The organism is Hydrococcus rivularis NIES-593 (genome assembly GCF_001904635.1).
Classification (GTDB): Bacteria; Cyanobacteriota; Cyanobacteriia; order Cyanobacteriales; family Microcystaceae; genus Hydrococcus; species Hydrococcus rivularis.
This window is the reverse complement of sequence record NZ_MRCB01000012.1, coordinates 106364-132721: the sequence shown is the minus strand read 5'-3', so window position 1 is coordinate 132721 and position 26358 is coordinate 106364. Positions and strand designations below refer to the sequence as shown.

Below are 26358 nucleotides of genomic sequence, written 5' to 3'. Positions count from 1 at the left end.
TAAAACTCCGTTCTACCATTTTTGTGACACCTAGTTAATATTTCGGACAGGTCTACTGGGAGTGGGGAGTATGTCAACAACCCAAAAATCGTTTTCTTGCGATCGCGATCGAGCTAGCAGCAGGAGTAGAAACCAGCGTCGAGATCGATTCAGTTAACTACGTTATGTATCACAAGTTATATTTCTAAAAAACGTATGGAAAGACAGAAGATCGCAGCATTACAAAATATTTTCAATTCTAGGCTCGATACTTTGAGCCATCTCTTAGATGTGGCTGAGAGTCATTTCACAGACGATGTGGAGTCTCTTTTGCAGGGACGCATAGCGCCTGATATGTTCCCTTTTGGGACACAAATAGCGTTTACTTGTAATCAGCCTCGCAACTTCGCATTATGGTGCCTAGGTCAGTCCGCGAACAACTTAAACCCTAACGTAACATCGTTAACTGAAGCTCGTAGCCATATTTCATCCACCAAGGAGCTTCTGGCCGCTATCAATGTTGTCGATGCCAAGCTTTCAGAAATCTATCGGTTTGAGCTTGGGCAAGGGCTATATGTAGAATTATCTGGACTCTCGTATGTAAATGATTTTCTAATACCAAATTTTTATTTTCATCTGACGACAGCGTATAACATCCTACGTATGGAAGGAGCTTCAATAGGAAAACGCGATTTTATGATGCATTTAGTGCCGTTCTTAAAACATCAAGGTGATGCATAACAAGCCTGGTACAGCGGATTGTTGAGAGCCTATTGAAGTTGAAAAACTTGCTGGCAACTGCTGACCAGGAACATTCTCCCGAAGGATCGGACTCTTCCTATTACATTTGAGTCAGGCGAGCATTTTGATAATAGTGGGCAAGAATTCGCTGATAATTTACTCCTCGATCGGCTAAATAGTAGGTTCCCCACTGACTCAACCCGATGCCGTGACCGAAGCCGCGTCCGTTAATTTGGAACGTGCCGTTTTCGGCAGAGACGGTAAAGAGGGTACTGCGGAGATCCAGGGCTTGACGCAGTTGAGCGCCAGTCAGAGTTTTCGTGCCGCGATCGCCTACGATTCTCATCGTCACAATCCGTCCGCGAGGTGTAGTTCGTTCTGGGATCAGGGCTTTGACATTGCCAATCCCGCTAATACGACGGGCGAGTTCTTCAGACGAAAAAGTTTTTGTCCACCGGAAAACGGGCGATCGCTGGTCGTAATCTATCACGCCTCGAAGATAGGGCAGGCGAGAACTCCAGACATCTTCCACGTTTTCGGTGTGTCCGCCAGAAGACGAATGAAAAGCCGCCAGAATTGCCTTCCCGTGGTAAGTCAATATCTGTCCGGCAGTTGCCTTGACTGCCTCTTGGGTGCTGATATACTCGCTGCTAATCCCCTTATATACTTGCGTTTGGGTTGTCGTCTCCAGATCGTAGAGACGATTTGCCGAGATAGTCCGTTGATAGAGAGCATAGGTTCGGGCAGCAACGGCTTGGGCTTTCAAGGCTTCCTGATGCCAACTGGGAATCGCTTCCGAACCAACGACGCTGTAGAGATATTCTTCTAAATCGACGCGATTGATGGCTGTAACTCCCTGCCCTTGCCGAATCAGTTCGGTGCGCCCCCGATACCAGTTATCTCCAATCCAAACGTAACCCTCTTCGGTTGGTTCGATGTAGAGGCGATTGCCACTCCAGTTACCGAGAGCAACCCCGCGACTGCCAGTCCTTGCTGAGAAAGCGTCCAGAGCGGTAATTTCCCCCAGTTTTCGACCTGTCTCATCGCGAACGACCGCAGGGGTGGAACTGCCCACTTTAACGCGATCGAGATTCTTTTTAATCGCCACTCGAAGTTCGACTGCCGCTTGTGCTGGGGCGATTAGGACGAGCCAAACCAATAGAGCAAGCCACCAAGGACGACGCGCAAAAAAGCGCAGGGTGGCTGCGAAAAATGCTAAATTCCGTTTTGATGCCATCTGAATTCAACCTCTCCTCACACCATTCAGATTGCCATTACGCTAATAGTGTTCCTTATCTTTGGTCGGGAGTCAAGTCAAATTTATATTTTAAATAGGCGTTATTTATTTATCTAAATTTCAAAAGCCTTATTCGATCGCGATCCCCTATTCGGGAACGATCTCCGTCACCACTCTATCTTGACTATTGCCGCTGACGACGACGTTATTATCTTGAAGCCTTCCCACTGCCCTATCTCCCGTCACATTAAACTGGGGGTCGGCTTGCTCGTAAATTACGTTTCCCACTGCCTCGACTCTCTGCGAGGAAACATACCAGGTCATCTCACGAGAATAAAGTTTTGCCTGGTTGCGGCTGCCATATCCCCGAACGCCGCCCTTGAGTCGAGCCACTTCTTTGGCTAAATCTACCTGTGCCTGATTGCCTGTAATGGTCACTTGCTCTGTATAGTGATACAGTCGGACTGGTCGATTGGAGAGAACGAGGCGATTTCGATAATTCCAGGTGACTGTATCGGCGGCAATCTGGACTGGGGGATCGACGGAGCGAAACTCGACGTTATCTTGAATCGTGGTGCTGGAAATTTTGAGATTGACCTCGCCGCGATCGGCAGCTACTGTGTCAGTAACCGTTTTATCTTGGAAGCGAACCATCGTCAACGGGCGATCGCCAATTACTTTGTCTTGGGGAATATTCCAATTGAGATGCTCGGTTTTCAGTTGCAGTTGCGGCTCTTTTGCCGTGGCGATAATGTTGCCAATTAACTCCAGGCGTTCTTGCCGAGTATAGTATTTGCCTTCTTTTGCCAATGCGTTAAATTTGGCATTGCTACCCCTGAGATTCTGGCGTGCCATCAGCACGTCTTCTTTCGGTCGCCACTCTACTTCTTCGCTGCGGATAACAGCTCCGTTGCGCGGGTCGGTGGCAATAATATTTTTCTTGAGAAAAATCTGCTCGCCGTCTCTATAAATTTCTCCCGTATCTGCGCTGACTTGCAAAACGACTTTGCCATCTTGATAGAGATTTCCCCGAATTTTACTCACTTGTGCCATTTTGCGATCGGGGCTGTAGCTAGCTTTCTCTACCTGAATTTTCCAAAGGGGTTGTCCCCGATTATTCGATTGTTCTAAGGTCGCATTATTCAAAACTAGGCGAGTTTCTGGCTCTGAGGCAGGGGAAGAATTGTTATCGACTTTTTCCGGTTGCTCTCTTTGCTGTTGACATGCCCCAAGGCTAAGCAACAAAATCGCTAACAAACCTCCCTTGACAAGAGCGCCTATTTTCATCTGGGTTGATCCTCGTCCAACGCTCCTAGAGTAGAGAAGCTAGTATAACCTATACTCTGCCTGGGCGTTTTTTGAATCTCCTCTTTGATTTGTTCTAGGTCGATGTAGCGGTCGGCTACATTGATTAAACTATCGCTGGTCATCGATCGCAAGCTGACTACCTCGATTCTTGCTCCCCGATAGCTCACTGCATCGGCGGCGTAGGCAAGATCCCCGTCTCCGCTGACGATTACGGCTGTATCGTATGCGCCTACCAACGCCATGAGATCGACGGCTATTTCTACGTCTAGGTTAGCTTTTTTCGAGCCGTCTGGAAGTTGCACGAGGTCTTTGGCGATGACTCGGTAGCCGTTGCGGCGCATCCACAACAAAAACCCCTGTTGTTTCTCGTTGGTGCGATCGACTCCGGTATAAAAGAACGCCCGCAGCAGGCGCGATCCCGCTGTCAAGCGACAGAGAAGTTTGGTGTAATCGATTTCGATGCCCAATTGAAGCGCTGCATAAAATAAGTTCGATCCGTCGATAAAAATCGCTACTCTTCCCCGATTTTCTAATACTTGCTCGGGCGTAAAGATCGGGTTAGCGTCATAATCGTTAAACATTTTTTTTATTCCTCGTTTATTATGAAAAGCGGTTTTGTTATCTAAAAAAAGATTTGTTATTGTCATAGTTTCGAGCCTCTTAGCTAAATCTGCTCGCTTGTTTTCGATCGAGTTTCTGGTAGGGATCGTGACGTTTAATCCTCGCCAGGGTGTTCCAGTTTGGCAAAGATCGGTTGAGGCTTACTTAACTGTTGGTTAGCCGTTAGTTTTCCCCAACGAGCGTGTTCGCTAAAAGGAGCAATTTTTTTGACGCGATCGAATTCATTAAAATCAAGAGAAAAACCGAGTTGTTGATAAATATTACTGCTCAAATTGGGAATAATAGGTGATAACAGATAAGCGCTCAGTCTGACTGATTCTAAAACTGAATATAAAACTCGTTCGACTTCTGCTTGTTTGCCTGCTTTAAATAAACTCCAAGGAGCGCTTTCATCAATGAATTTATTACTGCTGCGAATCAGCGTAAAAATTTCTTCGCAGGCTTGATGAAATTTGAGTTCGTCGTAGGCTTTCGCAACGCGATCGCCCAATTCTACTCCAAAAGCTTTTAGAGGATTATCTTCAGAAATATCGACTGCACTCAGTTGCGGACCAACTCCATTGCAGTATTTCCTCACCATACCTAGAGTTCGATTGAGTAAATTGCCAAGGTCATTGGCTAAATCCGCATTGAGAATGTTTATAAATCGAGTTTCATTAAAATCACCGTCCCGTCCAAATTCAATTTCTTTCAGAAAATAGTATCGCACCGCATCAGATCCATAGCGACTGACTAAATCGAAAGGATCGAGGGTATTTCCCAAACTTTTTCCCATTTTTTGTCCGTTTTTAGTCAGGAATCCGTGTCCGAATACTCTGTCTGGTAAAGGCAATCCTGCCGAAATTAACATGGCGGGCCAATAAACGGCATGAAAGCGCAAAATATCTTTACCAATTAAATGTAAATTGATGGGCCACCATTGAGATAAGGCATTCTCTAAAGTGGGTTCTTGCTCCGGTTCTAGTAGAGCGGTAACATACCCTAAAAGGGCGTCGAACCAAACATAAATGGTGTGCTTGGGATCGCGAGGGACTGGAAATCCCCAATCCATATTAATCCGAGAAATAGAAAAGTCTTGCAGTCCCTGTTTGACAAAATTTAGAACCTCATTGCGACGGCTCTCAGGTTGGATAAAATCGGGGTTTTGTTCATAATGTTTTTCTAATTGCTGTTGGTAGTTTGAGAGTCGAAAAAAATAATTTTCTTCATCTCGCCATTCAGCTTTCAAGTTAGTATGGATAGCGCATTCGCCCCCTTCTAATAATTCCCTTTTTTCTTTAAATTCTTCGCAGGCAACGCAATACCATCCCTGTTGCCGCGCTAGGTAAATATCGCCGCGATCCCAGACTCGCTCAAAGAATTCGTTGACGATCGCGCGATGGCGTTCTGATGTGGTACGACTGAAGCGATCGTAGCGAATATTGAGCTTGTGCCAAAGTGCCTCGAAACTCGGTACGATTTGGTCGCAGTATTCTTGAGGGGCTAATCCTTTCTCTTGGGCTTTGCGTTGAATTTTTTGTCCGTGTTCGTCGGTTCCTGTAATAAAAAGCACGGAATTTCCCTCGAGACGTTTAAAACGCGCGATCGCGTCTGCCGCCATGGTCGGGTAGGCACTCCCTACATGGGGAATATCGTTTACGTAATATAGCGGTGTTGTTAGGGCAAATTTACGGTTACTTGTCTTATCTTGACTCATGTAATCTTATATAACTGATCTAAAAAGAATAACGAGCGCCAATGCTCTCTTAGTGGCTGGCGCCAAGCTCCAATTTTTTATTTTAGTTGCTAGTTTGTCTACCTTATATCTGTCTTAATCTAGCTCCTTTGCTTGTATCGATAAAAACATTGTTAAGCTTTTCGCCTATAGAAAAATACGGAATAAAGATGAATTAATTTTTAGTAAAAACTATTAAATCACTCCAGTATAGTACGAACTCGACTTGAGGTAAAGTAATATTAAGCAGTTTGAGATCGATCCAACCAATTGGGTTATGCCTCAAAGCTGATGCATTAGCGAACGAAATGTTTGAGGATAGAAGCGGGTTGACTATGGCAGTCATGGAAGGGATCGAAGCTAGAGAGGCTTCTATCCTCAGCAAGCAGAGCAATTCGTTCGAGCCGAGTCAGAGATTCTCGGTAAAATTTTAACTCGCGATCGCGGCTGACCGTGCCTTTTACCTTTTATTTTACACAGCCTCTTTTGCTTATGTCCTACGACGCAACTAAGACTTCTCTTCCGGTTTCTCAATCGCTCTTGGGGGCGATGGGAATGCGGATGTTTGTTTATCACGAAGACCGGATTCCCCAGGAGGCTGGCGCAGTGGTGGTTGTGAGCAATCATCGCAGTTTTATGGACGCCCCGATTTTAATTCAAGCGCTCAGACGACCGGTTCGCGTTGCCTGCCATCGCTATATGGGTCAAACGCCAATCTTAAAAGAAGCGATCGACCTACTAGGCTGCATCCCCTTAGATGAACCGAAAAAACGCGGAAGACAATTTTTCGAGCGAGCCACTAGACTATTGCAATCTCGGCAATGGGTGGGAATCTTTCCCGAAGGGGCCTCGCCGATGATCCAGTTAACCCGACCCAGGGAAATAAGGAAGTTTCAGCGAGGATTCGCTCATTTAGCCCTCAGGGCGTCGGTTCCCGACTTAGCGGTACTGCCCGTCGCGATCGCGTCGGAAGCCGAAAACATCGCTTTAACTTTTCCCGTGCGGTTGCTGCGGCTTTTCGATTCCTCAGAACCCTTATTCAATGACACGGGATGGCATCCAGTGTTAGTCTATCGCCATGCTAATGTATTAATCGGTCGTCCTTATTGGATTACCGCGCGGCACCGCCAACAGTATCAGGGAGGAAGCGCCAAACAGGTAGTTACCGAATTAACCGATTACTGTCGCCAAGAAATCGCCCAACTGTTGCAAACCGAATCGAGTTAAATGTCAAAAATCACCAGTCGTCTGAGTTTTATTACCCCAACCCCCATCCAGCCAGAGTTGCCTCTGTTTATCTTTCTGCCTGGAATGGATGGGACAGGTCAACTCTATCAACGACAAGCCGATCGATTAGCCAAGTTTTTTGATATTCGGTGTCTGGCTATTCCCCCAGACGATATGAACGACTGGGATGGTCTTGCTAAGAAAACCGTCGCTCTCATCAAAAACGAACTTCTGAATAGACAAAGAGATAGAGATGGAAAATCTTCTTATGCCTCCCCTCATCCCGTTTATCTGTGCGGCGAATCCTTCGGGGGATGTTTGGCGCTGAAATTGGTTTTAGAAGCACCGAAGCTGTTCGATCGCCTCATTTTGGTCAATCCGTCCTCTTCTTTCAATCGACGACCGTGCTTGAGTTGGGGGATTCAAATTACTCACTCGATGCCGGACTTTCTACATCCAGTGTCAGCCTTGGCGTTGTTGCCTTTTTTGGCTTCTTTAGAGAGAATGTCGTCGGGCGATCGCATGGCTTTACTCAGAGCAATGAATTCGATTCCGCCCCATGTTGTATCGTGGCGATTGTCGCTCCTGAAGAATTTCGCGGTTGCCGAGAATGATTTGCGCCGCATTGCTCAACCCACGTTACTGATTGCCAGTACTGGCGATCGAGTACTGCCGTCAGTCGAAGAAGCGAAACGATTAGACAGTTTTCTTCCTAACACTCAAACGGTCATCCTGCCTGACAGCGGTCATGCTTGTTTGTTAGAAACTAATATTTATCTCGATGAAATTCTCAAAGCCAATAATTTCATCGCAAGCAAGCTTTTGAGTCGCGATCGCCAAGTGGTTGCTTAGAAAGTCAGGCAATTTGAGATTTTTGAGGACACGTCTATTATCGCTTTTCATCGGGAAGTGCCGTACCAAAACCAACAAGTGTTGGAACAATTGCTTTGCTTGGCTTAGCTTTGTTAGGATTTCCCTGTAAGCGAAAAGCTCTCACTACCAAAGATGAATCCAAACGCTAAAACAGAAATACAAGTCCAACAAAATTGGGAGAATTTTTGTCAGCACCATGCTATAGGAGACTGGCATGGAACTTGGACGATTTATTCTTCAGAAGGAAAAGTTGTTGATTTTTTTAAATGTATTAGAAGCTTACATGTTAGTTCTGATGGAAAAGAAATTACCCATCAAAACCATTATTTTTATACTGACAATAAGACTGAGACGAAAACCTTTGGTCCGTACAACAAAAATACTGCAAGAGCGTTGTTCTTAGATAATAGCTTTTCCTGGGGAACGACGACACTCGAAACCGATTCTTCTTTCTTTTTTGAGACTGGTTTTAGATATAAAAATCGCCGTGCCAGTATTGTAGCAACCTATAACGAAAACGGTAGATTAAACAAAATTTTAACAATTCCCGAAAATCTCGCTCATTTTATCGAATTAACGCCTCATTCTTTAACGGAATTGGAAAGCAATAACTGGCGAGGAGTACTGAGGTCGATAACGCCAGAGTTGATAACATCCCCCGCAGAAGCAACTCAGTGGAAACGACTAGAAGATTTGAGAGAACATCATCTTACATTACACTTTCCAGAAGGAGTTTCAATTAGTTGCCCGCCGCAGATAGAATGGGGAAAAGAGCATTTTTTTGCGGTAGATTGGCTAGCAACTTCTGCTCTTTGGTATCGTGGCATCCGTTACTTTGATTCGCGTGGCTTTAGAGCTTTTACTTTAGAAACTTTCACGCCTTAGCCTTCAGCTAACTTTTAAATGGAAAAGACAGTTTTTGAACAATCAGTTCAAATTAATGCCAGTTCAACAATTGTCGAGCGTTGCATTACCGATCTCGATCTGATGCATCGCTGGTTAAATCCAGTTCTGCGTTGCCAACCCGTTGGCGAATGGAGTACGAAAATAGGAAGTCGAAGTCGATTTATTATTAAAATTCCTGTTATCGAACCTACCTTAAAAAGCGTAGTAGTCGAACGAGAACCCGGATTAATCGTATGGGAATTTGATGGTTTTTTTAAAGGGCGCGATCGCTGGGAATGCCAACCCAATCCCAAAGGAACCCAACTCATCAATCGCTTTGAATTCGAGATTCCCAATCCCCTGATCGGTTGGGGTTTCGATCGCTTTGCTGCCAATTGGACAAAAAACGATATGAAAGCTCAATTAAAACGACTCAAACGAGTCGCGGAAGAAGTTTATCAAATCGAGTGCGGTTGAGCTTGGATTTGTCTAACCGATAGAGCGCGTTTTTTCGTGGTAGTTTGGAAACAATTGAATTTCCTCTTTGCGATCTTATGTCGGATCGGGAGAATCTGCGCTCTACTTTGCTGCAACTAGACGGACGCGGTTACAAAGCTTATAAAGAGATCGAGGGAAGCTACCAGTTTCCAGACTTTACCTTGATTATCGATCGCGTACAGGGCGATCCCTTCGCCTCGCCTAGCAAATTCATCGTCAAAGTTCCCCAGTCAATTGCCAACTTTCCTCGCAGTCTCTACCAGTCTGCTAGTCGAGAAGTTGCCCTACGAGATTATCTCACTCGTCAGTTCGATCGCGTTGCCAGAGACTTAAATTCCTATCGCGGCACGGGGAAAAGTGGATTGATTTCTATCGTTCGCATCGGACAAGAAATATTAGAACGCACTTGTGCTTTTATTGATGACGAATGGGTTGAAGTGAGATTTTTAGTCGGACTTCCCGCACGAGGACGGATGATTTTAGGTCGTCAGGCGACAGAAATGCTATGCAAAGATATCCCGGAAATCGTCGAGAAAACCCTTAAATCTGCCTCGCTGAATACACGAGAAATTCAAAAGCACGTAGAAACGAATGAAGATGCCGATTGGCTGCGGCAACAGTTAAAAGAAAGAGGATTAGTCGCATTTGTTGCTAATGATTCGATTTTGCCGCGACGAAGTGGTGTAGATTTCCGTCCGTTATTAAAAGATGCTGTTGCTTTTCAGTCTCCACCGTCTTTAGAAGTTGAATTTAATTGCCCCAATCGAGGAGCCATTAAAGGAATGGGAATTCCGATGGGAATTACCTTAATTGTAGGCGGTGGCTATCACGGAAAAACGACTTTATTGCAAGCGATTGAATTAGGAGTTTACAATCATATTCCCGGAGATGGAAGAGAATTTGTTATTACCAATCCGACGGCGGTAAAGATTCGCGCCGAGGACGGGCGCAGTATTGTCGGAGTCGATATTTCTCCATTTATCGATCGGTTGCCTCAAGGTCGTTCTACAACGAATTTTTCGACAGAAAATGCGAGTGGAAGTACGTCTCAAGCGGCAAATATTATCGAAGCTTTAGAGGTGGGTTCGGAACTATTGTTAGTCGATGAAGATACCTCAGCGACAAATTTTATGATTCGCGATCGCCGCATGCAACAGTTAATTTCTAAAGATAAAGAACCAATTACTCCTTTTATTGATAAAGTCAGGCAACTTTATACCGATTATGGCGTTTCTACCATTTTAGTCATGGGCGGCAGCGGCGATTATTTTGACGTAGCCGATACCGTTATCGCCATGGAGAATTTTCAACCGCAAGATGTAACGGAAAAAGCCAAAGCGATCGCCAAAGAACATCTAAACGAACGCATACGAGAAGGCGGAGAACGATTCGGAACAATTACTCCCAGAATTCCTTTAGCAGAAAGCATCGATCCCAGTCGCGGACGCAGGGCAGTCAAGTTAAAGGTACGCGATGTCGATGAAGTGGCTTTTGGAGAAGAAGATATCGATTTAGCCGCCGTAGAACAAATTGTCGATCCCGGACAGTTGAGAGCGATCGCGTCTGCGATTGTCTATGCCAAAGAAAAATATCTCGACACAAAGCGAACGATTCCAGAGATTTTAGAACTTGTCATGGAGGATATTCAGGCAAAAGGATTAGATATCTTGACCAAATTTCCTCAAGGAGATTTAGCCTTATTTCGACGCTTTGAATTAGCGGCTGCTTTGAACCGTTTGCGAACTTTAAAAATTTTCTAGCGATCGCAAGCTTGTTGTTTTAATAACCTAAAGTCTCGACGAGTGCCTCTAAGTCTTCTCTTACCCAGGCGAGGCGATTGATGCGGCAGCGACGCGCATAGTCGCGGATGGCTTGAGGCGATCGCCCGCCCAAATCTACTTCAACTCGAAGCTGAGGCTCTTTATTCCTCAACCTTTGGGCATAGATAAACGCTGCTGCCTGTGCTTGAGGCGTTTCGGCAACAACGAGCCAGTCAATCGGCGGCGTTTGCTGGGGGAGAGCCGCACTAGAGAGGAGACAGAGGTGCAAATCTTCTAGATTGAGAGAAAAACCGATTCCTGGAGCGGCTTTGCCTTGGGGATGGTATACGCCTAGCAATTCGTCGTAGCGTCCGCCTTGTCCGAGGATGCAAAGTTGATTTTCGCTTTGACTGACTGCCTGAAAAACAATCCCGGTGTAATAGTCAAAGGTTTGTAACAAACTGAGATCCAAAATCAAAGGAAACGGCTTCGGAGAGCTTTTTTGCAGGAGTTCGACGAGGGACTTGAGATTGCCGACAATCTGCTGGGCGGTTTCATCTAGCTCAAAACCCATCACGGTTGGCAGAACATCGGCAGGTTTGCCGCGCAAGTCGAACAAAATCATTGCCCGTTGTTTGAGTACAGCAGAGGGATAGTCTAGATTTTCTAGGGCAATGCGATCGAGCTGAGCGATACAATAGCGAACTTGTCGTCGTAGGGAGTCTGGAAAAGGAGACAGCAGCGATCGCGTCAATTGGGCTTCTCCCAGGAGCAACTGCCACTGTTGCAGCCCCAGCTTATCCAAACAGTCGGCGAGCAGTAACAGAATTTCTGCATCTGCCAGCACGCCGCCAGCAAAGAGCAACTCAACCCCAGCTTGATAAAACTCCAGTTGCCGTCCGTGGTATCCTGGCGGGGGATTGCGAAAGACATTGGCACGGTAACAGAGGCGTTGCGGATAGGTGCCGTCTGCCATGCGAGTTACGGCGGCGCGGGCAATAGAAGCCGTTAATTCCGGGCGCAGTCCTAGCGTTCCCTCCGATTCTTCGCGCAGTTGAATGACCGTCGAACGCTCGATCGCGCCACCAGCCATGAGCGTATCAAGCCATTCAATCGTCGAAGTAACGATGCGCTGATACCCCCATTGCCGAAACACTTCTTGGAGGCGATCGTTAATCCAGCCTTTTTGGACGACTTCTAGGGGGAGTAAATCTCTTGCCCCTGCTGGTGGTTGATGAATCATTTCAGTAATCAATAATCAGTAATCAGTTTTAGGAGTCAGGAGTTGTAGGGGCGGGTTTATATAGAGACTCTAGAAACTTACCGACTGTTAATCTTCAAAACCCGCCCCTACAGGAACCAGAATTCTGGAGGTTTGTTCACCCCATCTTCCCCTCTTCCCAATCACTTCTTTTTACCACCAAACAGGCCGCCTAAAAAACCACTGCTCGACGATTGCTCGGCTGAAGTCTTGGACTTGCTATCGCTGGATGGAACCAGCTTATTAAGTTCCTGCTTCGCTTTCATGGCAATAGGATCTTTAGGATTAGCTTGCCAAGCTTTATTGATATGAACTTTTGCCATTGTCATCTGGTTCTGTTGGAGATACGCCAAACCCATCAAACCGTGGCAAGTGCTATTATTCGGCTCTATCTTAAGCGCATCTCGCATCTCGACGATGGCTTGGGCGGAGTTCTTTCTATCCAAATACTCTTGAGCGCGGCGAATATAGCTTGCCACTGGAGATACAGGAGTTTCTGGCTCTATTTTTTTAACTTGGCTCTCCGCTGCTGGCTTGGCAGCGAAAGTCTGAGTTGCTTTTACTGGAGCGATCTGACCCTGTTTGAGCATCAAGTAAACTAAGTTCAGTTCGCTGATCTGAGCGATCGTGCCGAGAATTTTATCGATCGATGTATATTGCTCTAAAGCCAGAGATTGCAGTAATTTTTTATAGAGTTGGTCTGCATTGCCAATTGCTTGAGCCAATTGCTTAGCAGATTCGCTAACAAGCGTAATTTTGCCGCCATCCAAGGTTAAAGTTTTTCCCATTTGAGACAGAATTAAGAGATATTCTGTCCGAGTGCCGTCTTTAGACAACTGTTCGTAGGCGGGATTGACTAGCTTCGACAGGATTTGATTGGCTTGTTGTTTTTCTGCGTTGCTGGTAGCTTTACAGGTATCGGGATGCAATCGTTGAGCTATTTTGAGATAGCGCTGACGAATTTGCTTGGTATCCGAATCTAGGGAAATGCCCAGAATTGCATAGTGATCGACAATATCGAGTTTAAATAGTCCTTGTTGGATCTTAAAAGACATAGGGGTTCATAATAGTTTGGCAGTATCGATAGCTTTTTCTAGTATCTTTCTAGTATCTCTCAGATTCTGCTGAAGATAGCAATACTAATCTATTTCAGCAATTGTTCTTTCGCAATAGCGTGAGTGCGATCGCCAAAGTATGGCGATCGCGTTGCCGCTTCTTGGAGGGCTTGACTCAGGCTAGCATGGATTTTCCCGTTAGTCGCCAAAACGCGACCGGACTCGATGACAAGAGGACTTCCGTCGTAAGCAGTCACAACCCCACCAGCTTCTTCGAGAATCACAAGCCCTGCTGCCATATCCCAAGGGCGAATGCCTCTTTCCCAGTAACCATCAAGCCTGCCGCAAGCAACATCGGTTAAATCGTGCGCTGCCGAACCGCTGCGACGCACGCCCTGAGTTAGATGGGTTAGGTAACAAAATTCGGCGTAGTTGTTATCGGTTGTTTCCCGGCGATCGTAAGCAAATCCGGTGACGAGAAGGCTTTTACTTAATTCTTCAGTTCCAGAAACGCGGATGGGACGGCGATTGAGCGTTGCGCCCAATCCTCTAGCCGCCCGAAATAATTCGTTACGAAAGGGATTGTATACTGCCCCTACCTGCGGGATACCTTCGACAAGCAATCCTACCGAAACCACAGCAACCGGATAGCCGTGAGCATAGTTAGTCGTGCCATCGAGGGGATCGATCGCCCAGAGATAATCATTCTCTCCATTCCCAAGCCGACCGGATTCTTCGGCTAAAATTTGATGGTCGGGAACGTGACGGCGCAATACGGCAAGAATCGCATCTTCTGCTTTTTTATCCGCTTCTGTCACTAGATCGTCCGGACGACCTTTTTCTTCTATTGTTTCTATCTTGCCCCAGCAATCTAGCAAAATAGCGCCAGCAGACATCGCGGCTTCTGTGGCGATATCTAAGAAAATTTGCAGTTGGTTGGAAGAAAGTCGAGCCATTATAACGAGGTTAGATTTTCGCTCTTAAATTTTAAAGGCAAGAAGGGGGGAGGTTTCAGTCAAGCTGCTTACAGGCTTTCTAATCTTCATCCAACGGCAAGCCAAAGCGCACTTTTCCCTTGGCAAAATAGCGACCGAATTGCAGTTCGTAGACTTCATCTTCGTCTTGCGTTTCGACTTCTAAGTCAGAACGGGGATAGCTGACGCATAACAGCGCGTAACCTTTTTGCTTTAATTCTGGCGACAGTCCCATGGCTTCTGGTTGATAAATTTCACCGGACAGAACGCGCACCGCACAGGTCGTACAAGCTCCATTGCGACAAGAGAAAGGCAACTCGCAGCTCTGAAGTTCCGCACTGCGGAGAATATATTTATTTTCTGGAACTTTTAGGGTGTGTTCGGTTCCGGCTTGGCGATTGTGAATGCGAATTTGATAATATCGCGTCATAATTATGATTTTTTTTTACTAATAACCGAGTATTATTGTATAATTGTAGATTGTGACCCCACTGGAGAGGTGGCCGAGTGGTTGAAGGCGCAGCACTGGAAATGCTGTTTAGGGGTGACTCTAACGAGGGTTCGAATCCCTCCCTCTCCGTCCCTTAATTTTAGGCGATCTGATGCAACAGTGACGTAATACTCTTTTCTCGGCGTTTGCCGGAGGATGTCAGAAAATCCATCTCAGTTATCCGGTGAAAATGTGCTGCCAGGTTTTGTCCTCGATTTAGAAGGGATTCTTGATTGATTTACCCTTACTGATTCGTGCAATCTCTCTCCTTCTAAAATCAACACCTATCGCGTTGTCGGTCTTGGCAGTTTCCAGTTAGCTTGCCTTTATAGTAGTGAAACTTGTGAAAGTTGATAGATAATTTAAGGAAGCGATCGACAACGGCATGTTCAATCTTTTCTATCGCAATCGTCTCCTCCTAATTCTCAGCATTGGTCTGATTCTGGTCTGGGGGTTGTCGTCCTTCCTGAGCCTGCCTCGGATGGAAGATCCGGTAGGCGTGGAGCGAGGAGCGCTAGTGACGACTCGCTTTCCGGGAGCAACGCCGGAACGAGTAGAGGCGTTGGTATCCGAACCGATAGAGCAGGAGCTAGATGAAATCGAAGAGGTAGATTGGGTGGAATCTAGCTCGCAGGTTGGGATTTCGATTATCTATGTAGAACTCTACGATTGGGTGAAAGATGTCGAGCCAGTGTGGTCGCGGGTGCGCGATCGCCTTAACGACGTCGTTGCCCAATTACCTGCTGGCGCGCGGGAACCAGAATTCCGAGAAACCGACGTGCGAGCTAATGCTGCGATCGTCGCTCTTACCTGGGAGTTAGACTCTCCTGCCAACTATGCAATTCTGCGACGTTGGAGCAAGGAATTAGAAAATCGCCTCCGCGCAATCAGCGGTACGGAGAAAGTCGAGTTCTTTGGCGCTCCCGACGAAGAAATCGTAGTGGAGGTAAATCCAAAAGAACTCGCAGGGCTGGGGCTGACGACACAAGAGGTAGTAGAGCAAATCAAAGCTAGCGATGCCAAGGTTTCGGCGGGACAGGTGCGGGGGCAGCAGAACGATTTACTGCTGGAGATCGAAGGGGAATTAGACTCGCTCGAGAGAATTCGGCGCATCCCGATTCGGGCGAGCGCAAGCGGGCAGTTGGCTCGGTTGAGCGATATCGCTCGCGTCGAGAAAGGCATCGCCATGCCTGCCACCACGCTAGCGTGGGTGAGCGGTAAACCCGCGATCGCGTTGGGCGTGTTAGTGGAGTCAAACAGACGATTGGATGTGTGGAAACAGGAGGCAAGTGAATTGCTTGCCCAATTCCGCACCGAGCTGCCGAAGGGCATTAGCGTGCAGGTCATTCTCGATCAGAACCGCTATGTGGAGGCAAGGATCGATTCAGTCATTCAAGAACTGATTGTCGGCTCGCTGCTGGCAATGACGACGGTATTTCTCTTAATGGGCTGGCGCTCGGCGCTAGTAATAGGGGTTACTTTGCCGCTGTCGGGTCTGATGGTATTCGGGGAGATGAATGTCTTGGGAATCCCCCTGCATCAGATTTCCATCGTCGGTATGATTATTGCCCTAGGGCTGTTGATCGATAACGCAATCGTCATGGCAGACGAAGTGCAAGTTCGCTTGCTCAAGGGAATGACAGCGGCAGACGCGATCGCCCAAAGCGCCCGCACTATGAGCGTTCCCCTTTTCAGTTCCACGCTGACTACCGCGATCGCCTTCATGCCGATCGCGTTAGCTTCTGGCAGTATCGGCGAGTTCGTCAATACTATCGGCATTACGGCAATTTTCGGACTGTTTAGTTCTCTGTTTGTTTCCCTGACAATCTTGCCAGCACTAGCGGGAAAGCTGCACGATTGGCGACCGATTGCTAGCGCTCCAAGTTGGTGGCAGGCAGGATTTTCCCATCCTCGTCTCACCCGAATCTATCGCTGGTCGTTAGATCGCGCCTTCAGCCAACCCATGCTAGCCATTGGCCTTGCTTTGGTGATGCCCGTCATAGGTTTTACCCTATTTCCTCATTTGGAGGAGCAATTTTTTCCCCCTTCGGGACGCGATCAATTTTCGATTGAGTTTGAACTTCCCACTCAAAGTTCCATAAAAGAAACCGAGTCTACGGTTTTGCAAGCGCGGGAACTGATTCGACAACAACCTGGCGTAGAAGACGTACATTGGTTTGTCGGTAGCAACGCCCCAAAAATTTATTACAACTCTCCGACCGGTCGGGAGTCAGCCAATTATGCCCAGGCGATCGTACAACTGCGTCTCGACATCCCACCCCATCTCGCGATTCAAAATCTCCAGAAACGACTAGAGCAAGCGTTTCCGCAAGCACGAGTACTGGTGCGTCAATTAGAACAAGGACCCGCCTATGAGGCACCCGTTGAAATGCGGCTCTACGGACCCGATCTCGGTCAATTACAAGCGCTCGGCGAGCAGTTGCGCTCGGAACTCGCTAAAGTCGATCGCGTGATTCAGACGCGGGCAACCCTTGGAGAATCTCTGCCGACATTGGCGCTGAGTTTGGACGAGGAACAAGCTCGTATCGCCGGACTCGACAAAACGGCGATCGCCCAACAACTCGACACGACTTTAGAGGGAACGGTCGGCGGCTCAATCTTGGAAGGGACTGAAGAACTCCCCGTGCGGGTACGACTCTCAGAAGGCGATCGCGCCGACCTCAGCCAAATCAGCTCCCTCAATTTGCGCTCCTCTTCGGGCAGCGGCTCGGATCGACCAATCCCGCTTTCTGCATTGGGCAAACTCGAGCTTATTCCCGAACAAGCTGCTATCGTTCGCCGGGACGGGCAACGGGTTAATACAATTGATGGATTCGTCGCGGCAGGCGTGCTTCCCTCGGTGGTACTGAAAGATTTTCAAGCTCGACTCAAAGCGAGTGGGTTTACTTTACCCTCTGGTTATCGATTAGAAATCGGTGGCGAGGCAGAGGAACGCAACTCGGCTGTTGCTAATTTAGTCTCTACTGTCGGCGTGCTAGGAGTTCTGATGCTGGCGACTCTGGTGCTGACGTTCAATTCCTTTATCCTAGCTGGATTGGTTGTGGTTGTGGCTATCCTCTCAGTAGGACTGGGATTCCTTGCGCTGTGGGTTTCTGGCTTTCCCTTCGGGTTTACCGCCGTCGTGGGCACGATCGGACTGATCGGGATTGCCGTCAATGAGTCCACAGTAACCCTGGCGGCACTCCTCGAAGATCGCTGGGCGCGACGGGGCGATCGCAAGGCAACGGGCGAAGTGGTTCTTCATGCTACTCGTCACATGATTACTACTACGATTACTGATGTGGCTGGGTTTGCGCCGCTCTTGGTCGATCCGACGGGTTTTTGGAATCCGTTGGCGATTGTCGTTGCTGGAGGGTTAGGAGGCACAACCTTTCTTGCTCTCTACTTTTTGCCTGCCGTCTACGTGTTGCTGAGGCGAAGAACGGCGCGATCGGTTCAAATGCAGTAAATAACTATTGGGGTTGGCATTATATGCAATGCAACCGAGAACTTGCACCATTCTCAACAACTGTTGTTGTCATTCATTTCCTGTGCGAGCGAAAAAGTCTTCTAAAGAAGACCCAATAAGAATTTCAGCTCGATTTTAATCGAGTTGAGCTTTGAGCCTAGAACTAAAGTTCTAGGCGTTGATGCTAAAGGTGCAAGATCTCATATGCAACTTGGTTGCGAGCGAGACGTTCGCACTCTTATACAATGCCAATGCCAACGAAACTTGAGACTCAACTGTGTAACTCCTGTTGGTATTAGAGTCCCTAAAAAGTTTCTTGAATATTCGCATTTTTATCTTTTATGTGTAATTTAGCGCGATTTTCAAGCGATAAAAATCAAGATTCTTCTTTTGACAAACGGGCGCATCGAGTGCAAGACTTTGAAAAGCTAAAAACTGCAAAATTCCTAATCAAGTTTTTAACCTTTTTCCCAACCCCATAAAAATGGAAGTTTGAGCGCAGATAATTAATTTAAATTGCATTTAAAAATAAAAAAAATGTACAATTTTCTGACTTCTACTTCCTCAATCCCCTAACTAGCTCGATTATTCACAGCCTATGACGGAAACGCCTTTATTCAAACCTAGAAGTGCGCGAAGAATAGTTTTAGGAATGACAACCGTAGCCGCGATCGCATCTTCAACGCTCGTTTTTGTCGTTGCTCACCATCTCCTGTTTGCAAAGACAACCAAGTTCAGTTCGCCTTCTAAAACGCTCGTTTCGGTTAAGCGATCGCCCGTTGATGCGGTTGCCGCCCAAGGACGCTTGGAACCTCAAGGAGAAGTTATTAACTTGTCTGCCCCTAACTCGTCACAAAGCGTGCGAGTCGATCGGATGTTAGTCAAAGTAGGAGATAAAGTTAAAGCAGGAGAGACGATCGCCATTCTCGACAACCGCGATCGCCTCGAAGCCGCTCTCAAACGAAGCCAAACCCAAGTCAGAGTCGCTCAAGCTCGTCTGGCGAAAATCCAAGCAGGTGCAAAAAAAGGCGCGATCGCAGCTCAAAAAGCCAACATTAATCGCATAGAAGCCGAACTGCAAGGGCAAGCAGCTGCTCATCAAGCTAACATCGATCGCATTAAAGCTAAATTACACAATGCCAAAACCGAATGTTGGCGCTACCAAAAGTTATATCAAGATGGCGTGCTTTCGGCTTCCGAACGCGACAACACCTGTTTGAAACCAAATACCCTTCAAGACCAGTTAGAGGAAGCCCAAGCCACTCGCAACCGAACCGAGAAAACCCTTCTCAAGCAGCTTTCCGAAGCCCAAGCTACCCTAGAGGACATTGCCGAAGTCCGACCCGTCGATGTAGGGGTTGCAGTTGCCGAACTCGAAGAAGCTCGAGCAGCCATCAAACAAGCCCAGGCTAATCTGAATGCAGCTTACATCCGCGCTCCCGAAAACGGCCAAATTCTCAAAATTCATACTCGACCGGGAGAAGCGATCGCAGACCAAGGCATTGTGGCAATTGGAAAAACCGACCAGATGTACGCGATCGCAGAAGTCTACGAAACCGATATTAGCAAAATCCGCATCGGTCAAAAAGCCAAAATTACCAGCTTCGGGTTTCTCGGAGAATTGTCGGGCAGGGTCGATGAAATTGGTTTGCAAATTGGCAAAAAAGATGTCCTCAGTACCGATCCAACTGCCGATATTGACTCCAGAGTCGTCGAAGTGAAAATCCGCCTCGATTCGACCGCTAGCCAGAAAGTTGCCGGGTTGACCAACTTACAGGTTAATGTCGTCATCGATCTCAACGAAGGCGAAAATCGGGCAAGTTTAGTGCCTCGCCAAAATGAATTGTTGTAGAAGATCTAAAACGGCTGGTCGAATTTCGTGTCCCATGTCGAATTCGTGATACTCAACCGTTGCGCCTATGGCGGTTAGCTCATCCCTTGCCTGTCGGGCGGCTTGAACGGGAACGATCGGGTCTTGTCTGCCATGAACGATTAAGATTGGAGGCAAGGGAGAATTGCTAGCTTGTGGCTTGGCATGTAAATAACCGCTCATACTGCACAAACCCGCTACGGGCAAGTTCAATCCTATATCTAATATCATTGCGCCTCCTTGAGAAAAGCCACTCAAAATCGTGCGTTCTAGAGGAACGCCCGTCTCACTTTCTAGGGACACAAGCCAGTCGAACAGCATTTGCCGACTTTCTAATATACCCGCATAGTCCTCAGTTTCTAGCGCATACCAAGCCTTTCCCCCCGGTACTTGAGGATGGGGAAAAGGCGCATTGGGAAAGAGAAATTGATAATCGGGCAAATTAAACATCGATGCTAGAGGCGCTAAATCTCTAGCATCAGCTCCCCAGCCATGTAGGGCAATAAATAGGTGGGTGGGCGGATTCCCACTAGCAGGGGGAATTGAAATGGCTTCCAGAGACAGAGGTTTTCTCCTAAAGAAATGAAATTTACTTAGCTACATTATTCTTTTTTTATCTCTTTAATACTTTAGCATTGACAAAAATTTTGTCTCTCATCTAACCAAAATCTGCTACGAGATATCTCGCTACGCTCAACATGACAAAGTTGAAGCCGACTCCACCAATTGAGCGGCAGAGTATCTTCGACATTCTCTACTTTTGGGACAACCTGTTACGAGAATTAATTAGAAAAATTGCCTAGTAATTACGAAGAAATTGGAATGAGAGGCTCGGCATAAGCAGAAAATCCAGCTTTAATTAAAGCATCAACGGCTCTATATTCATTCTGTACCCAATAATTCTGTCCGAAGCGAACAAATTGACGATGTTGTCCGCTGCCAATAATGCCAATGACAGGAACTGTAGCTTGTTTTTTGTCTGCCGATTGTTCTTGCAAAATGACTTTAAGATTTTGTTGAGTAATTAAGTCAGTGGCTTCCTGGAGAGATAGTCTGACCATAACCATTTTTACGGTTTCTATCGGTTCGGCATCTTCAACAATTAGCTGTAGTTTGTCTTCTCTGCGATCGACTTTTCCCCAGAGAATTAGATGAGAATCTTCAATCAAATATTTCTGAATTTTCTCATAGGTATCGGTAAAGACAACGGCTTCTGCTTGCCCAGAAATATCTTCTATTCCTAGAAATGCCATCGATTTACCTTGCTTGGTTGTAATTCTTTTGACGGCATTTACTATCACAACGGCACTGACTCTTTTCTTAACTTTTTGTTCAAATTCATTTAGGTTGATAGGAGAAAGAATTTGAGTAGCTTTTTGAATGGCTTTTAGCGGATGTTCGGAAACATAGAAGCCCAAAGTAGCTTTTTCTTTTTCTAGTTTTTCTTTTAAGGAAAAATCTTCTACAGGTGAAGCACTAGGCGCTTGTTCAAAACTTGTATCTTGAGAGTTTTTTTCTAAGCTACTACCTCCCATCAAATCAAATAAATTCATCTGTCCGCTTTCTTTTTCTCTAGCACGTTTTTGCGCCCAGTTGATGACTAATTCTAAATCGTGCATTAGTTGATTACGATTCGGTTGAATTTTGTCAAATGCCCCTCCTAAAATTAATGTTTCTATAGCATTTTTTTTCACGATTTGTAAGTCTATATGAGAACAAAAATCTGCTAAAGATGTAAACTTGCCGCCTGCTTCTTTTCTGGCTTTAATAATATTTTCTATGGCTTTTTCTCCTAACCCTTTTACAGCAGAAAGTCCAAATAAAATTTGTTCGCCAAAGGGAGTAAAATCTTTGTGCGATCGATTGATATCGGGCGGCAAAACATCAATGCCCATTTTTTGGCAATTTTCCCGATATTTTTCAATTTTTTCTTGGCTGTCGCTGCTAGCGGTTAGTAAAGCTGCCATATATTCGACAGGATAATTAGCTTTTAAGTAGGCAGTTTGATAAGTGATGTAAGCATAGGCAGTCGAATGGGATTTATTGAAACAATTGGAAGCTACTAACCCATTTGCTAAAAGAAAATTATGGTCTTTTTCTACACCAATATCGTAGACAGATTGAATTCCTAGGGATTTTCGACTGAGAATTTTGACCATAAATACAAGTTTTTTAAGCCAAGTTTACAAGTATTTTACTCTAATTATCTCTCTTGGCTAAAGTCTCTAAAGAGTTGCACGAAAGATGGCATTTATGTCCGCACTGCGAATGTTCTTTGTCTCGCGAGCATACATGTCGTTTCTAAAAAAGAACTAGGCAACTCCAACAGCAAGTTTTGAGAGGTAAAGCGATCGCGACAATTTTTAACCAATTGTTAATCTTTTTTTTACCTAAGACGCTACTCGTCTGACAATAGGTATAGTCGGCGATCGCGTTTGGTAAAAACGGGTAGACGGAGTGAGATTAGGGAGTCAAATGGGAATAACCATGTTGGAACCAGCGAGAACGGTAGCAATTTTTCAATTTTCCTCTCCTGTAACCTTTGTGGCTGGTGAGATTATCTTTTCCCAAGGAGAGCCAGGTAATATAATGTATGGTATCATCGAAGGTGAGATTGAGATATTAGTCGATGGCAAGATAGTAGAAACGCTCGCAGCAGGCGATGTTTTTGGCGAAGGAGCATTGCTTCGTCCCGACCATCTGAGAGCTTCGAGTGCGATCGCAAAAAGTGACTGCAAACTGGCATTCCTAGATCGAGAAAGGTTTCTGTTTGCCGTTCAGGAAACACCCCTGTTTGCCCTAGAAGTGATGAGAAGCTACTCGGATCGTCTCCGCCGACTATCGCAGCGATTTGTTACCGAATGCGGTTGATTAGAGTTTCCTGGAATAAAATACGAAATTAATTTTTATCATGTGCGGACGATTTAGCTTAGCTCAATCTGCCGAGACGATTGCCCAAATCTTTCAGTTGCCGGAAATTCCCAATCTAATTCCTCGCTACAATATCGCCCCCACTCAGCAAATCGGGACAATTCTCCAAAAAACTCAGCGACAGTTTCAGTGGATGCGGTGGGGATTGATACCCAGTTGGGCAAAAGATCCGGACATTGGCAACAAATTAATCAACGCTAGAGCCGAAACCTTAACAGAAAAACCTTCTTTTCGCAAGGCTTTCAAGCATAGGCGCTGTCTGATAATTGCCGATGGCTTTTACGAATGGCAAAAAGTAGACAACCGCAAGCAGCCCTATTACCTTCAAATGCAGGATGGCAAACCCTTTGCCTTCGCTGGTTTGTGGGATACCTGGCAGCCACCCGAAGGAGAAGAGATTGTTTCGTGTACGATTATTACTACCAACGCCAATTCTCTCGCAGAGCCTATTCACGATCGCATGCCAGTTATACTAGCGCCGGATAGTTACGAGCGATGGCTCGATCCCACCTCAACCGATCCTCAAACCCTTCAGGAATTGCTAAAACCTTACGATAGTAAGGCAATGAAAGCAACTCCCGTTAGTTCGGCAGTCAACAATCCTGGCAACGAGAAACCCGAATGTATCGCCCCTATCGCATAGATTTGTGTTTGTACCCGTAGTACCAACGATTGGTTGTTTGACCGATATTTCTGACGGTATGCGGTTCTCTGGCAGGAATGAGGATTTCTTCTCCGACGCGAGGGCGAAGGATTTGACCGCCAAAAGATAATTCAATCTCTCCTTCTGCGAGCATGACTAACTCATCGGTATCGTGAGTATAGTCAGCCCAAATTTGTCCGGGAGGATCGCTCCAGACACCAAAGCTAAAGCCGCGCTTTTCCCAATTTTGTTTGATTTGAGAGTAGTCCATAATCTTTAACATGATGGAAAAAACATCTCTCTACTCTAATGAATAACGCATCAGAGCCAATCTGGTTACTAAAGCCAAACATTCATTATCTCAATCATGGCTCTTTTGGAGCCACGCCGATCGCAGTTTTAAACTATCAACAATCCCTCAGAGAACGGATGGAACGCGAACCCGTTCGCTTTCTGACGCGAGAATTAGAAGGATTGCTAGATGAAGCGCGATCGCAATTGGCTGATTTTATTGGGGCAGATGCGGATGAGCTAGCTTTTATTCCCAATGCAACTGTTGGTGTCAATACGGTTTTGCGCTCTCTAGCCTTTAAGCCAGACGACGAAATCCTGATAACCAATTGTACCTACAACGCCTGCCGCAATGCCGCAGAGTTCGTCGCTCATAGCACTGGTGCAAAAATCATTGTTGCATCCGTTCCCTTTCCTTTGGAGTCTTCCCAACAGGTAGTAACAGCCATCTTAGAGAAAGTTTCGCCGAAAACTAAACTAGCTTTGCTAGACCACGTTACCAGTCCGACAGCCTCGATCTTTCCTATCGAAACCCTGGTTAAGGAATTAGCTTGCCGAGGGATTGATACCCTAGTCGATGGCGCTCATGGGCCTGGTTTTGTTTCTTTAGACTTACGTTCTCTCGATGTAACCTACTATACAGGAAACTGTCACAAATGGTTGTGCGCTCCCAAGGGTGCGGCGTTCCTCTACGTAAGAAGGGATAAGCAAGCTAGCATTCGCCCTCTAGCGATTAGCCATGGAGCCAATTCCCTGCGTACAGACCGTTCTCGCTTTCGCTTAGAATTTGATTGGACGGGGACGGACGATCCGACGGCTTATCTATGCGTTCCAGAAGCCATTCGAGTGATGGGATCGCTCCTGCCGGGGGGATGGTCTTCACTGAGGGAGCGCAATCGAAAGCTCATACTCGCAGCGAGGCAGGTTCTTTGTAAAACGCTTGAAGTGGCAATTCCTTGCCCCGACGAGATGCTCGGTTCGATGGCATCGATTCCCTTGGGAACAGTTCCTCTGTCTTGGGAATCATTGCAGTCAAAGTTGCTGGAGGAGTTTAAGATCGAAGTGCCGATTGTACCTTTATCCGATCGCTCCTGTCTGATAAGAATTTCAGCTCAATTTTACAACAGGCTCGACCAATATCAATACTTGGCTGAGGTTTTGAAAAGGCTTATTAGTTAAGTTCGTCTCGACGATAACTTATCACGCGAATTGGCGATCGCTTGTACAATAAACATCTGTTATACCAATTTTCAGGTTTTCGCGATCGACATTCTTCTCCCCTCTCCTAAATAGGGAGAGGGGTTGGGGGTGAGGGCGATCGACTATCTCTGTCATTGATGAATGAAAAATGGTATTACTTCTCTGTTACTGTTGTCCAAGCGCTCTGAATTCAGACTGCCGATTTCCAACTTTTTTATGACTTCCTCCAATCAAATTTATCCCGTTCTTTGGCATCACGATAAAGTATCCTTAATCGATCAAACTCGACTTCCCAACGAATATGAAGTCGTGGAAATCAGTCGTTGTGAGGATATGGCGCAGGCAATTAGAACGATGATCGTGCGAGGTGCGCCAGCTATTGGCGTTGCTGCTGCCTATGGGATGTATCTAGGGGCAAGAGACATTCAAACGAGCGATCGCGATTCATTTTTAAAAGAGTTAGAATCAGTCGCCAATCTACTGCGCCAAACTCGTCCTACCGCAGTCAATTTATTTTGGGCAATTTCTCGAATGCTCAAAACTGCCTATGAAACGATTGGTACGGTTGAAGAAATTAGAGCCAATCTCTTTAAAACTGCCCAAGAAATTCACTCAGAAGATTTACAAACCTGTAAAGCGATCGGCGCTAATGGTTTAGCGGTTTTGCCTTCCAAACCCGATAAGCTAACTATCCTCACCCACTGCAATACGGGATCGCTAGCAACGGCTGGATACGGTACGGCTTTGGGAGTCATTCGCTCTGCTTGGTATGGGGGACGACTGGCAAGAGTTTATGCCGATGAAACTCGTCCTCGCCTCCAGGGAGCCAAATTAACGGCTTGGGAATGCGTCCAAGAAGGTATCCCCGTAACGTTGATTACCGATAGTATGGCGGCTCACTGTATGAAACAAGGACTAATTGATGCGGCAATTGTTGGTGCGGATAGAATCGCCGCCAATGGAGATACTGCTAATAAAATTGGCACCTATTCTTTGGCAGTAGTCGCTAAAATGCATAACGTTCCTTTCTTCGTTGCTGCACCCCTTTCTACTATCGATTTCGACTTGCCAAATGGCGATTCGATTCCGATTGAAGAACGCCATCCCTCAGAAATTTATCGAATTGGAGAAACGACTATTTGTCCTGGTGGAGTAGAGTTTTATAATCCGGCTTTTGATGTTACCAATGCTGAATTAATTACTGCCATTATTACTGAGAAAGGTGCCGTTAAACCTGGTGAATTGTCATCGCTACTCGCTCGGCGATAAACAGGGTTATTTCATTCTGATTGCAGTTAACCAAGAAATGAATTTCTTGGCTCAAAATTTAA

At 46.3% G+C, this 26358-nt stretch carries 24 protein-coding genes and 1 tRNA gene; 13 read left to right on the top strand and 12 right to left on the bottom strand.

Going from position 1 to position 26358, the window contains the following annotated elements; genetic code table 11:
- The first annotated feature begins 195 nt into the window (after positions 1-195).
- The gene (locus NIES593_RS12030) at positions 196-720 is read left to right on the top strand and encodes a DUF1993 domain-containing protein (RefSeq protein ID WP_073599801.1); all 525 of its coding nucleotides are present in this window, start codon (positions 196-198) and stop codon (positions 718-720) included.
- Between the two features lie 100 nt (positions 721-820).
- Here NIES593_RS12030 and NIES593_RS12025 read toward each other — a convergent pair whose 3' ends face one another.
- From NIES593_RS12025 to metG, 4 genes are all read right to left on the bottom strand, one after another.
- Positions 821-1957: a SpoIID/LytB domain-containing protein gene (locus NIES593_RS12025; protein WP_073599800.1), complete on the bottom strand. Its 1137-nt coding sequence runs from the start codon at positions 1955-1957 to the stop codon at positions 821-823.
- Positions 1958-2104: 147 nt separating this feature from the next.
- The gene (lptC, locus tag NIES593_RS12020; RefSeq protein ID WP_073599799.1) at positions 2105-3244 is read right to left on the bottom strand and encodes an LPS export ABC transporter periplasmic protein LptC; all 1140 of its coding nucleotides are present in this window, start codon (positions 3242-3244) and stop codon (positions 2105-2107) included.
- The gene (locus tag NIES593_RS12015; RefSeq protein ID WP_073599812.1) at positions 3241-3846 is read right to left on the bottom strand and encodes a LabA-like NYN domain-containing protein; all 606 of its coding nucleotides are present in this window, start codon (positions 3844-3846) and stop codon (positions 3241-3243) included. Before NIES593_RS12015 ends, lptC begins: the two co-directional genes overlap by 4 nt.
- 134 nt (positions 3847-3980) lie before the next feature.
- Positions 3981-5582 (bottom strand): methionine--tRNA ligase, encoded by a 1602-nt coding sequence (gene metG / locus NIES593_RS12010; RefSeq protein ID WP_073599798.1) that lies wholly within the window; start codon positions 5580-5582, stop codon positions 3981-3983.
- 510 nt (positions 5583-6092) lie between these two features.
- On the opposite strand from metG, the gene NIES593_RS12005 reads away from it, so the two are divergent.
- From NIES593_RS12005 to NIES593_RS11985, 5 genes are all read left to right on the top strand, one after another.
- Positions 6093-6827, top strand: a complete 735-nt coding sequence (locus tag NIES593_RS12005) for a lysophospholipid acyltransferase family protein (RefSeq protein ID WP_073599811.1) — start codon at positions 6093-6095, stop codon at positions 6825-6827.
- Complete coding sequence (locus tag NIES593_RS12000) at positions 6828-7679, top strand: alpha/beta fold hydrolase (RefSeq protein WP_073599797.1); 852 nt, start codon at positions 6828-6830, stop codon at positions 7677-7679.
- Positions 7680-7832: 153 nt separating this feature from the next.
- The gene (locus NIES593_RS11995; protein WP_073599796.1) at positions 7833-8585 is read left to right on the top strand and encodes a DUF3598 family protein; all 753 of its coding nucleotides are present in this window, start codon (positions 7833-7835) and stop codon (positions 8583-8585) included.
- Positions 8586-8603: 18 nt separating this feature from the next.
- Positions 8604-9062, top strand: coding sequence for an SRPBCC family protein (locus NIES593_RS11990; RefSeq protein ID WP_073599795.1), 459 nt, complete (start codon positions 8604-8606; stop codon positions 9060-9062).
- A 77-nt stretch (positions 9063-9139) separates the two neighbouring features.
- The gene (locus NIES593_RS11985; protein ID WP_073599794.1) at positions 9140-10843 is read left to right on the top strand and encodes an ABC-ATPase domain-containing protein; all 1704 of its coding nucleotides are present in this window, start codon (positions 9140-9142) and stop codon (positions 10841-10843) included.
- A 19-nt stretch (positions 10844-10862) separates the two neighbouring features.
- Here NIES593_RS11985 and NIES593_RS11980 read toward each other — a convergent pair whose 3' ends face one another.
- From NIES593_RS11980 to NIES593_RS11965, 4 genes are all read right to left on the bottom strand, one after another.
- Positions 10863-12086, bottom strand: a complete 1224-nt coding sequence (locus NIES593_RS11980) for an ATP phosphoribosyltransferase regulatory subunit (protein ID WP_073599793.1) — start codon at positions 12084-12086, stop codon at positions 10863-10865.
- Between the two features lie 161 nt (positions 12087-12247).
- The gene (locus NIES593_RS11975; RefSeq protein WP_073599792.1) at positions 12248-13159 is read right to left on the bottom strand and encodes a J domain-containing protein; all 912 of its coding nucleotides are present in this window, start codon (positions 13157-13159) and stop codon (positions 12248-12250) included.
- Between the two features lie 89 nt (positions 13160-13248).
- Positions 13249-14115 carry an inositol monophosphatase family protein gene (locus NIES593_RS11970; protein WP_073599791.1) on the bottom strand — a complete coding sequence of 289 codons (867 nt, stop codon included), beginning with the start codon at positions 14113-14115 and terminating at the stop codon, positions 13249-13251.
- 79 nt (positions 14116-14194) lie between these two features.
- Complete coding sequence (locus NIES593_RS11965; RefSeq protein ID WP_073599790.1) at positions 14195-14563, bottom strand: 2Fe-2S iron-sulfur cluster-binding protein; 369 nt, start codon at positions 14561-14563, stop codon at positions 14195-14197.
- 63 nt (positions 14564-14626) lie between these two features.
- Here NIES593_RS11965 and NIES593_RS11960 point away from each other — a divergent pair.
- From NIES593_RS11960 to NIES593_RS11950, 3 genes are all read left to right on the top strand, one after another.
- A tRNA-Ser gene (locus tag NIES593_RS11960) sits at positions 14627-14713 on the top strand.
- A 295-nt stretch (positions 14714-15008) separates the two neighbouring features.
- Positions 15009-18092, top strand: a complete 3084-nt coding sequence (locus NIES593_RS11955; RefSeq protein ID WP_073599789.1) for an efflux RND transporter permease subunit — start codon at positions 15009-15011, stop codon at positions 18090-18092.
- 652 nt (positions 18093-18744) lie between these two features.
- Entirely contained in the window at positions 18745-19944 is a 1200-nt protein-coding gene (locus NIES593_RS11950) for an ABC exporter membrane fusion protein (RefSeq protein ID WP_217651891.1), read from the top strand.
- Here NIES593_RS11950 and NIES593_RS11945 read toward each other — a convergent pair.
- Together NIES593_RS11945 and NIES593_RS11940 are read right to left on the bottom strand one after the other, a co-directional pair.
- Positions 19915-20526: an alpha/beta hydrolase gene (locus NIES593_RS11945; RefSeq protein ID WP_073599787.1), complete on the bottom strand. Its 612-nt coding sequence runs from the start codon at positions 20524-20526 to the stop codon at positions 19915-19917. The two genes, NIES593_RS11950 and NIES593_RS11945, sit on opposite strands and share 30 nt — an antisense overlap.
- A 242-nt stretch (positions 20527-20768) precedes the next feature.
- Positions 20769-22121, bottom strand: coding sequence for a helix-hairpin-helix domain-containing protein (locus tag NIES593_RS11940; protein WP_073599786.1), 1353 nt, complete (start codon positions 22119-22121; stop codon positions 20769-20771).
- A 328-nt stretch (positions 22122-22449) separates the two neighbouring features.
- Here NIES593_RS11940 and NIES593_RS11935 point away from each other — a divergent pair, with 328 nt between their 5' ends.
- Complete coding sequence (locus NIES593_RS11935) at positions 22450-22833, top strand: cyclic nucleotide-binding domain-containing protein (RefSeq protein WP_073599785.1); 384 nt, start codon at positions 22450-22452, stop codon at positions 22831-22833.
- Positions 22834-22873: 40 nt separating this feature from the next.
- Positions 22874-23536, top strand: a complete 663-nt coding sequence (locus NIES593_RS11930; protein WP_073599784.1) for an SOS response-associated peptidase — start codon at positions 22874-22876, stop codon at positions 23534-23536.
- Here the strand turns inward: NIES593_RS11930 and NIES593_RS11925 are convergent.
- Positions 23526-23819 (bottom strand): cupin domain-containing protein, encoded by a 294-nt coding sequence (locus tag NIES593_RS11925; protein WP_245817450.1) that lies wholly within the window; start codon positions 23817-23819, stop codon positions 23526-23528. The two genes, NIES593_RS11930 and NIES593_RS11925, sit on opposite strands and share 11 nt — an antisense overlap.
- 26 nt (positions 23820-23845) lie before the next feature.
- Here NIES593_RS11925 and NIES593_RS11920 point away from each other — a divergent pair, with 26 nt between their 5' ends.
- Entirely contained in the window at positions 23846-25006 is a 1161-nt protein-coding gene (locus tag NIES593_RS11920; RefSeq protein WP_073599783.1) for an aminotransferase class V-fold PLP-dependent enzyme, read from the top strand.
- Between the two features lie 21 nt (positions 25007-25027).
- On the opposite strand, the gene NIES593_RS25200 is transcribed toward NIES593_RS11920, so the two are convergent.
- Positions 25028-25162, bottom strand: a complete 135-nt coding sequence (locus NIES593_RS25200; protein ID WP_281250732.1) for a hypothetical protein — start codon at positions 25160-25162, stop codon at positions 25028-25030.
- A gap of 81 nt (positions 25163-25243) precedes the next feature.
- Here NIES593_RS25200 and mtnA point away from each other — a divergent pair, with 81 nt between their 5' ends.
- Entirely contained in the window at positions 25244-26296 is a 1053-nt protein-coding gene (mtnA, locus tag NIES593_RS11915) for an S-methyl-5-thioribose-1-phosphate isomerase (RefSeq protein ID WP_073599809.1), read from the top strand.
- The last annotated feature ends 62 nt before the right edge of the window (positions 26297-26358 follow it).